The sequence below is a fragment of the Moorena sp. SIO3B2 genome (assembly GCF_010692525.1).
Classification (GTDB): domain Bacteria; phylum Cyanobacteriota; class Cyanobacteriia; order Cyanobacteriales; family Coleofasciculaceae; genus Moorena; species Moorena producens.
Map to the genome: position 1 here is coordinate 1 of NZ_JAAHHE010000293.1, position 7662 is coordinate 7662.

Here is a 7662-nt window from a genome sequence, read left to right on the forward strand (position 1 = left end):
CTCCTGAAGGGCGGGGTTTTCACCCGCATCCGTTAGACAGTTAGACTTTTGAGGTTTTTATTCCTCGCGAAGTCCCCTACTCATACCCCTCTATTTTCTAGAGGCTCCTAGTAGGAACAAGCCGCACTGACTTCTGACAAATGACTTCTGCTATAGTTCCCTTTAATGCTCATGTCCCAACAGGATCGCCGCCTTGAAGTTTCTGAAGCCGCCTGGCGAGTTATTGTCCGAGAGGGGTTAGATCGCACCAGTATGCGCGCGATCGCCCAAGAGCTGGGTTGCACCACCGGAGTTGTTACTCACCACTTTCGAGATAAGCAGGAGCTTATTCTGTTTGCCCTTAATCAAGTAACTCAGCGTCTGCAAAAAACCATGCAGGCTGCAACAGAGCACGCTAGGGGAGTCGATCGACTGGTAGAAATGCTATCTGCGTTTTTGCCACTAGACACTGAACGGCAAGATATTCTCAAGGTCTGGGTGGCCTTTTTGGGGTATGCCATTGGACGAGAATCCCTGATGGCTGAGCATCAACATAGTGCTGCTCAGCTCCGTCAGGTGATTATTCAAGAGTTGAAAGCTCTACAGTCAGCCAAACTGATTCGACCTAACATAGAGCCAGAGTTAGAAGCCAACGCCCTGTTAGCCCTGGTCAATGGGGTTAGCCTCGACTCCCTGATTCAAGCCAAACGCCTTAGCCCTGACCAGCAGCAGATTGTAATTCGGCGCTACGTTAACGAGTTACTGTCTACCCATCCTATCCCTGGCTCCGGTAATCCTTAATCAAGACAAGTTGGTGTTGTCAAACATTAAAGCAATGGCATGTGAACGGCTAATATGATTGCGATTAAGCATTAAACAATCACATGACAGCACCACAGCTAGACAACCCCAAGCCCAACCCACAAAACAAAAGTCTCTTACACATAGAAAACCTACAGATGCACTTCCCCATCACCCAAGGAATCATCTGGCAAAAGCAAATTGGCTCCATCAAAGCTGTTGATGGACTCAACTTCGATATCAACCGTGGCGAAACTTTAGGCTTAGTAGGAGAATCTGGCTGTGGCAAAAGTACCACCGGACGAGCGATCCTACAACTATACCGTCCGACAGCTGGTCATGTTTACTTTGAAAATATCGACCTAACCCAGCTAGAGGCTGAATCCCTGCGCCAGATGCGCCGCCGGATGCAAATGATTTTTCAAGACCCCTATGCTTCTCTCAATCCCAGGATGACCGTAGGAAGTATTGTCGGTGAACCCCTGCAAATCCATGGGTTAGCCATCGGTAAACAAAAACAAGAACGAGTCCAGTCCTTACTAGAGGTGGTAGGACTCAATCCCCAGTTTATCAATCGCTATCCCCACGAATTCTCTGGGGGTCAGCGTCAGCGGATTGTGATTGCTCGCGCCTTAGCTTTAAACCCTGACTTTATAGTATGTGATGAACCGATTGCTGCTTTAGATGTATCCATTCAAGCCCAAGTCGTTAACTTGATGCAGTCGTTGCAAGCAGATATGGGCTTAACTTATCTATTTATTGCTCACGATTTAAGTATAGTGCGCCACATTTCTGACCGGGTGGCAGTAATGTACCTAGGCAAAATAGTAGAACTCGCAGATCGCGTCTGTTTATATGAGAACCCCTTGCATCCCTATACCCAAGCATTAATCTCAGCCGTACCAATTCCTGACCCTGAACTTGAGCGTCAACGGGAACGTATTATCCTAACAGGTGATGTACCCAGCCCCAGCAATCCCCCCAAAGGTTGTCGGTTTCACACTCGCTGTCCTATGGTAATGGATACTTGTCGGCAAGACCCAGAACCAGAGTTTAAAGATGCAGGTAGAGGACATTATGTTGCTTGTCATTTAGTTCATTGACAAAACGACAACCACTCACAAAACTAATGTTCGTGCATCGCAATGGATCGAGAGCAACGCCAATTACTCGGTAGAGCCGAAGGCCATCCCATGCGCAGGGCTTCTGGGCAAATGGTATGAATGGTCAGCTGGCAATCAATCAGCTGCAAGCCTTCTTTTTCCACCTGCTTCATCCCTTGTTTCAAGATTGAGTCATTCTTGAATTCAACGGTCTGGTTACACTGAATACACACCAGATGATGGTGATGATGGGGAAAAGGCTGATTGAGTTCATAATGTTTATGCCCTTCTGCCAACTCCAATTCCCGCAGGATGCCCATCCGTGACATTAACTTAACGCTACGGTAAATAGTAGATAAGCTGATTCCTTCTGCTCGTTGCTCGAGCAATTCGTGAAGTTCCTCAGCACTGAGATGGGTTCCTCTCGGTAAATTTTGGAAAACGTGGAGAATGGTCTCCCGTTGTGGTGTCATACGCCAACCTCGAGCATTGAGTTCGGCCTTGAGTGAAGCAGCTGTATAGTTAGCCATGGTAACCCTCTCAAAAACGAGCCATTATTGACAATATTAAATAATTATTTCTCTCACTTGCAAGAAAATTTTCTAATTGAGAATAAATAGTAAAGGATTATTGGTTACTTTTGAGAATAGGGCAGGCACGGATCGAGCTCGGATACAGGGATACGCCGAAAATACCAAATCCAGCACGATCCGGATTTGGCAAATAAGTTAGGAAAAGGGCGAATAATGGAAAGACGGGGCACAGAGGGAAGACAGGGAACAGGCTTATGGAAGCAGATTGGCCATAACCCTTGTGCCTTGTGGCTTGTAAGTTATGACTATGTTATTGCCCCCTCTCCCTAGATTTTGGTGATTGATGCTTAAAACTTGCAATAAGCAAGCACACAATACCTACGTTGATACACACATCGGCCACATTAAATACCGGGAAGTTAATCAACCGAAAATCGAGGAAATCCACAACGCAACCCGTTACTGTCTGGTTATCTACCAAACAACTGTTGAAAAAACGGTCTATGCCATTACCCAATGCTCCTCCCAGTATGAAGCCATAACCAAGCTGTTCCAACCTAATCAGCTTTGGTCCAAACCAAGCTAGGGCGATTAAACCAATACTCACAGCTAAGGACAGCCAGCGCAACCAGCTGCCGTCTTCACTAAAGAGACTGAAAGCGGCACCAGTATTAGTAAAATAGGTAAAGTGAAACACCCCTTGCCACAGGGGTAGAGTCTCTTTCAATTCAAAATTCTGCACCACCCAATATTTAGTCAGCTGATCCAGAATCAGACCAATAGCAGCAGCAAACCAACACAGGCGGTTTTTTTTCATTAGTCATTAGTCATGATAGCATTTATTGATTGGGTGAGGGACTTACTAGGAGTCGGGAGTCGGGAGTCGGGAGTCGGGAGTCGGGAGTGTCAAAGCCGTTTTACACATCTAGTGATTAGTCTTTTGTTAATTAAACCTTAGCAATTAACAAATTTATTTTGACCAATGACTATCAATAAAACATCAACTGCCGTAGAGCAAATGCCACAACGGTGACAGAACAAATTACCACTAGCTGACTCGGTAAAGGTGAAATGGTATATTTCATGATGGCTTCCATGAGAGGCTCAGCCCCAAGCACTGACCAATTGATGCCGTGGAAAATCATCAAATAGCCGACACCATAGGCATGGATGGTTAGTAAACCACATAGGCAGCTAAATGCCAATGTTTCGACTCGTGGTTGTACGCGAAAGGCTAAAAAACCACACACCCAGGCTCCGGCAATAAAGCCTAGTATGTATCCAAAGCTGGGTTCCTTGATATAGCCAATACCTCCACCTTGAGTAAAGACTGGCAGGTTCAACCCGATCACAACATAGGCAATTTGAGAAAGAGCACCAGCATTTCTGCCTCCTAAACAAGCAGCTAGTAGGACTGCTCCAATCTGATAGGTAACCCCTAAGGATATAGTTTGAACACCTTGAGTTGACCAATCCCAGGGTGGATTGGAGACAAAGAAGGCTTCTAGAAACGTGCCGCCGATTGTCAGCAGCAAACCAATTATGGCCCACAAAATCTCATTGGGAGCAGACACAGTTACATCGATAATCTATTTATTCTGGCTATTTATTCTAAGAGTTATATTCTCCGGGAATCGGAGCTTCACCACCGGTTAGACCCAAAGAGTCCAGCATAGCGTGGTCTTGCTCTGGTGGCTGTCCCAGAGTGGTGAGGTAGTGTCCAATCAGCATAGCATTGATTCCGGATTTTAGCCCTTGTGCCTGCAATTGGCCCATCACGGCTTCTCGCCCACCAGCATAGCGCAGGATTTGCTCAGGTAGGATCATCCGGAAAATTGCGATCGCTTTTAGTGCTTCATAGGTATCTAGCTTGCCAGATTCTCCCAAAGGGGTTCCAGACCGAGGATTGAGCAAGTTCAGGGGTACTGACTCCACCTTTAACTCCCGCAGGGATAGAGCTAAATCCACTCGGTCTTCCCAGCTTTCTCCCATGCCCATAATCCCACCAGTGCAAGCTTGAATCCCCACGGCTTTCAAGTTCTGGATCGTCTCGACGCGATCGCGCCAGCTGTGGGTAGTGACAATTTCTGGGAAAAACCTTTCTGAGCTTTCTAAGTTGTGGTTGTAGCGAGTTACCCCAGCTTCTTTCAGGGCTTCGGCTTGTTCCGAGGTCACTTCTCCCAAGGCACAGCAAGGCTTAATGCTGGTTTCGGCAATAATCTCCCGTACGGTTTCCAGAATTTGTTCAAACTCTTTCGATTTAGGACTACTGTACTTTGGTCCACGTCCCTGACTCACTAGGCAAAAACGTTTGGCTCCAGCCGCTTGAGCTGCCTTAGCTTGATCCATAATCTCTTCCTTAGACTTAAGACCATAAATCGGGGAATCAACGCCAGGATGGTGAGCCGACTGGGCGCAGAAGCCACAGTTTTCTGAGCAGCCACCAGATTTCACATTGACGATACTACACAAATCCACGGTATTACCACAGCAGGCTTGGCGCACTTTGTCAGCTGCTTGGCACAGCAGCAATATATTATCTTGCCCTTCCAGTTTGGTAAGGGCTAAGGCTTCCTCTCTAGTAATGCGATCGCCTGCAATAATCCCCTCAGTTAGCTTTTGCAGCCACTCATTCAAGGATGCTGGGGATGTTAAGCATTGTTCTGGTGTACTTGCTGGTGTACTTCCTGGTGTATTTGATAAACCTACAGATAGACCTACAGCAGTTGACAAAGGTGCTTGAACCACAGTATCTCCCACGTATATCAGCTTTAAAGGCATCCTTCACTATACCACTTTAGAGTAAGTTAGCTAGTGAAACCTACTACACCAACTATAAATTTAACCTTTTCTTAATTAAATTTTAACCCAATGCTTAACCTAGTCTTGATGATGGAGCGGTACACTCCGGCTGTGACGCCTAAAAAAATTAAGCCAATTCCATGTTGTCTCAAAAGAATTCTTTATTGTCAATAGCATTGATCACCACCTTAGCCGTGGGCATTACATCCTGTGGTGGTGGTTCAGCCCCCACAGCTACAGTTGAGGTAGATGGTTCCAGTACCGTATTTCCCATCTCTGAGGCAATGGCGGAAGAGTTCCAGAAAGCCAATCCGGGAATCAAAGTTACCGTCGGTATCTCTGGTACTGGTGGTGGATTCAAGAAGTTTTGTGCTCGAGAAACGGATATTTCCAACGGCTCCCGTCCGATCAAAGCATCAGAAATAGAACTTTGCAAGAAGGGAGGAATTGAGTACATCGAATTACCCATCGCATTTGATGGACTCTCTGTGGTAGTTAACAAAGAAAATAATTTTGCTAGCTGCCTAAAAACTGCTGAACTCAAAAAAATCTGGGAGCCAGCAGCTCAAGACAAAATCAAAAACTGGAAGCAAATTAATCCTAAGTTCCCCGATACCAAACTAGGACTTTATGGTCCAGGAACTGACTCCGGAACCTATGACTACTTTATGGAAAACACGGTTGGTAAAGACGCTGGTTCTCGGGGCGACTATACCGCTAGTGAAGATGACAATTTGCTGGTGCAAGGGGTATCTACTGATAAGGGTGGACTAGCCTTCTTTGGTTACGCCTACTACGAAGAAAACAAAGATAAACTCAAACTGCTAGAGATTAATGGAGGAAGTGGTTGTGTTGCGCCTAACAAAGCAACTATTGCCGATGGGAGTTACAAACCTCTATCTCGCCCAGAGTTTATCTATGTCAATAAAGAGGCGGCGAATCGACCTGAAGTTAAAGCTTTTGTAGAGTATCATTTGGCAGCAGAAAATTCTAAATTAATCTCCGAAGTTGGCTATGTGCCCATGCCAGAAGACATTATGATGCTGGTGAGAAAGCGCTTTAGCGAAGGCACAGTCGGTACAGTCTTTGCTAATGCTCCTAAAGGATCCAAAGTTAAAGAGCTATTAGAGAAATAAAGAATAGTAAAGGATTTCTTAAAGTCTGAAGGATGAAAGATGAAGGATGAAGGCCGAAAAAATACAAGTTGCTAAGTCACCTTGCTTGTAAGTCACCTTGATAGATATCATAAGTACATCTATCAGTATAATTATTTCATTCCTCACACTTGATTCCTCACACTTGATTTCTCACACTTAATTTCTCACACTTCATCCTTCATCCTTTATCCTTTATCATTCGCACTTCATCCTACCCTTACAGAACGCTATCAAGCGAACACACTTGCTCCTTCACACTTAAAACTTTACCAATGACTACCACTCCGCCATCTTTTGAGTCATCAGACTCTGAGATGTTTCGACCAAACCGGCAATTAAACAAGCGGGTAGAACTGGTAGTAAAAATAGTTTTTGCTACCTTTGCCTTTGTTTCTGTCGCAACTACCATCGGCATTGTTCTAACCCTAATATTTGAAACAGTAGCATTTTTCCAAGAAGTATCACTCTGGAAATTCCTGACTGATACAGCATGGACTCCCTTGTTTGCTAATCCCCAGTTTGGCATTTTCGTGCTAATTAGTGCCACCTTCCTGACCTCTGTCATCGCGCTGATGGTGGCATTACCTTTGGGATTGCTTGCAGCTATCTGCTTGAGTGAATATGCATCTCCTGGTATCCGTCGCTGGCTCAAACCTGCCCTAGAAATATTAGCAGGGGTTCCTACGGTAGTATTCGGTTACTTCGCCCTGATGCTAGTTAGCCCCTTCTTAAAAACATTTATTCCCGGGTTACAAGGATTCAATGCCTTAAGCGCTGGGATTGTTTTAGGAATAGCCATTATTCCCATGGTAGCTTCCCTCAGTGAAGATGCTATCTATGCTGTACCCAATAGTTTAAGACAAGGTGCTTATGCCTTGGGGGCAACTAAACGAGAAACCATTATCGGAGTAGTAATACCAGCAGCATTATCTGGAATTGTTGCTTCCTTCGTACTAGCGGTTTCCCGTGCTGTGGGTGAAACCATGATTGTTAGCATTGCTGCCGGTCAAAATCCCACCTTAGGACTAAATCCCCTAGTACCAGTGATGACCATGACAGCCTATATCGTTCAGGTCAGCATGGGAGATACACCAGCAGGTTCCCTAGCTTACAAAACTATTTTTTCTGTAGGTATGACCCTGTTCTTACTGACCTTAGCCCTAAATATCTTTAGCTTTTGGTTTGTCCGTCGCTTTCGGGAGAAATACGACTAATGGCACAAGACCTAAAACCTCTAGGAGACGATTCCCCAGGTTACTTCAACCTCGCGCTACCCAAGCGCTACAA

Annotated in this window: 9 protein-coding genes; 5 read left to right on the forward strand and 4 right to left on the reverse strand. The window is 45.5% G+C overall.

Annotated features, from left to right (window positions below; translation table 11 throughout):
• Positions 1 to 171 precede the first annotated feature (171 nt).
• The gene (locus F6K38_RS31540; protein ID WP_287255085.1) at positions 172 to 780 is read left to right on the forward strand and encodes a TetR/AcrR family transcriptional regulator; all 609 of its coding nucleotides are present in this window, start codon (positions 172 to 174) and stop codon (positions 778 to 780) included.
• An 83-nt stretch (positions 781 to 863) separates the two neighbouring features.
• Entirely contained in the window at positions 864 to 1883 is a 1020-nt protein-coding gene (locus F6K38_RS31545) for an ABC transporter ATP-binding protein (RefSeq protein WP_008179730.1), read from the forward strand.
• Between the two features lie 23 nt (positions 1884 to 1906).
• Here the strand turns inward: F6K38_RS31545 and F6K38_RS31550 are convergent, their stop codons facing one another.
• The gene (locus F6K38_RS31550; RefSeq protein ID WP_008179729.1) at positions 1907 to 2413 is read right to left on the reverse strand and encodes a ferric uptake regulation protein; all 507 of its coding nucleotides are present in this window, start codon (positions 2411 to 2413) and stop codon (positions 1907 to 1909) included.
• Positions 2414 to 2726: 313 nt separating this feature from the next.
• Positions 2727 to 3233, reverse strand: coding sequence for a signal peptidase II (gene lspA / locus F6K38_RS31555; RefSeq protein ID WP_287311210.1), 507 nt, complete (start codon positions 3231 to 3233; stop codon positions 2727 to 2729).
• A gap of 12 nt (positions 3234 to 3245) precedes the next feature.
• Here lspA and F6K38_RS31560 point away from each other — a divergent pair, with 12 nt between their 5' ends.
• Positions 3246 to 3374 carry a hypothetical protein gene (locus tag F6K38_RS31560; RefSeq protein ID WP_287257428.1) on the forward strand — a complete coding sequence of 43 codons (129 nt, stop codon included), beginning with the start codon at positions 3246 to 3248 and terminating at the stop codon, positions 3372 to 3374.
• 31 nt (positions 3375 to 3405) lie between these two features.
• Here F6K38_RS31560 and F6K38_RS31565 read toward each other — a convergent pair whose 3' ends face one another.
• A complete protein-coding gene (locus F6K38_RS31565) occupies positions 3406 to 3990 on the reverse strand; it encodes a biotin transporter BioY (protein WP_008179727.1) in 585 nt (194 codons plus the stop codon).
• Between the two features lie 37 nt (positions 3991 to 4027).
• Positions 4028 to 5185 (reverse strand): biotin synthase BioB, encoded by a 1158-nt coding sequence (gene bioB / locus F6K38_RS31570; protein ID WP_502709618.1) that lies wholly within the window; start codon positions 5183 to 5185, stop codon positions 4028 to 4030.
• Between the two features lie 173 nt (positions 5186 to 5358).
• Between bioB and F6K38_RS31575 the strand changes: the two genes are divergently transcribed.
• Positions 5359 to 6354 (forward strand): PstS family phosphate ABC transporter substrate-binding protein, encoded by a 996-nt coding sequence (locus tag F6K38_RS31575; RefSeq protein ID WP_287359006.1) that lies wholly within the window; start codon positions 5359 to 5361, stop codon positions 6352 to 6354.
• 293 nt (positions 6355 to 6647) lie between these two features.
• Complete coding sequence (gene pstC / locus F6K38_RS31580; RefSeq protein WP_287359008.1) at positions 6648 to 7589, forward strand: phosphate ABC transporter permease subunit PstC; 942 nt, start codon at positions 6648 to 6650, stop codon at positions 7587 to 7589.
• Positions 7590 to 7662 lie beyond the last annotated feature (73 nt).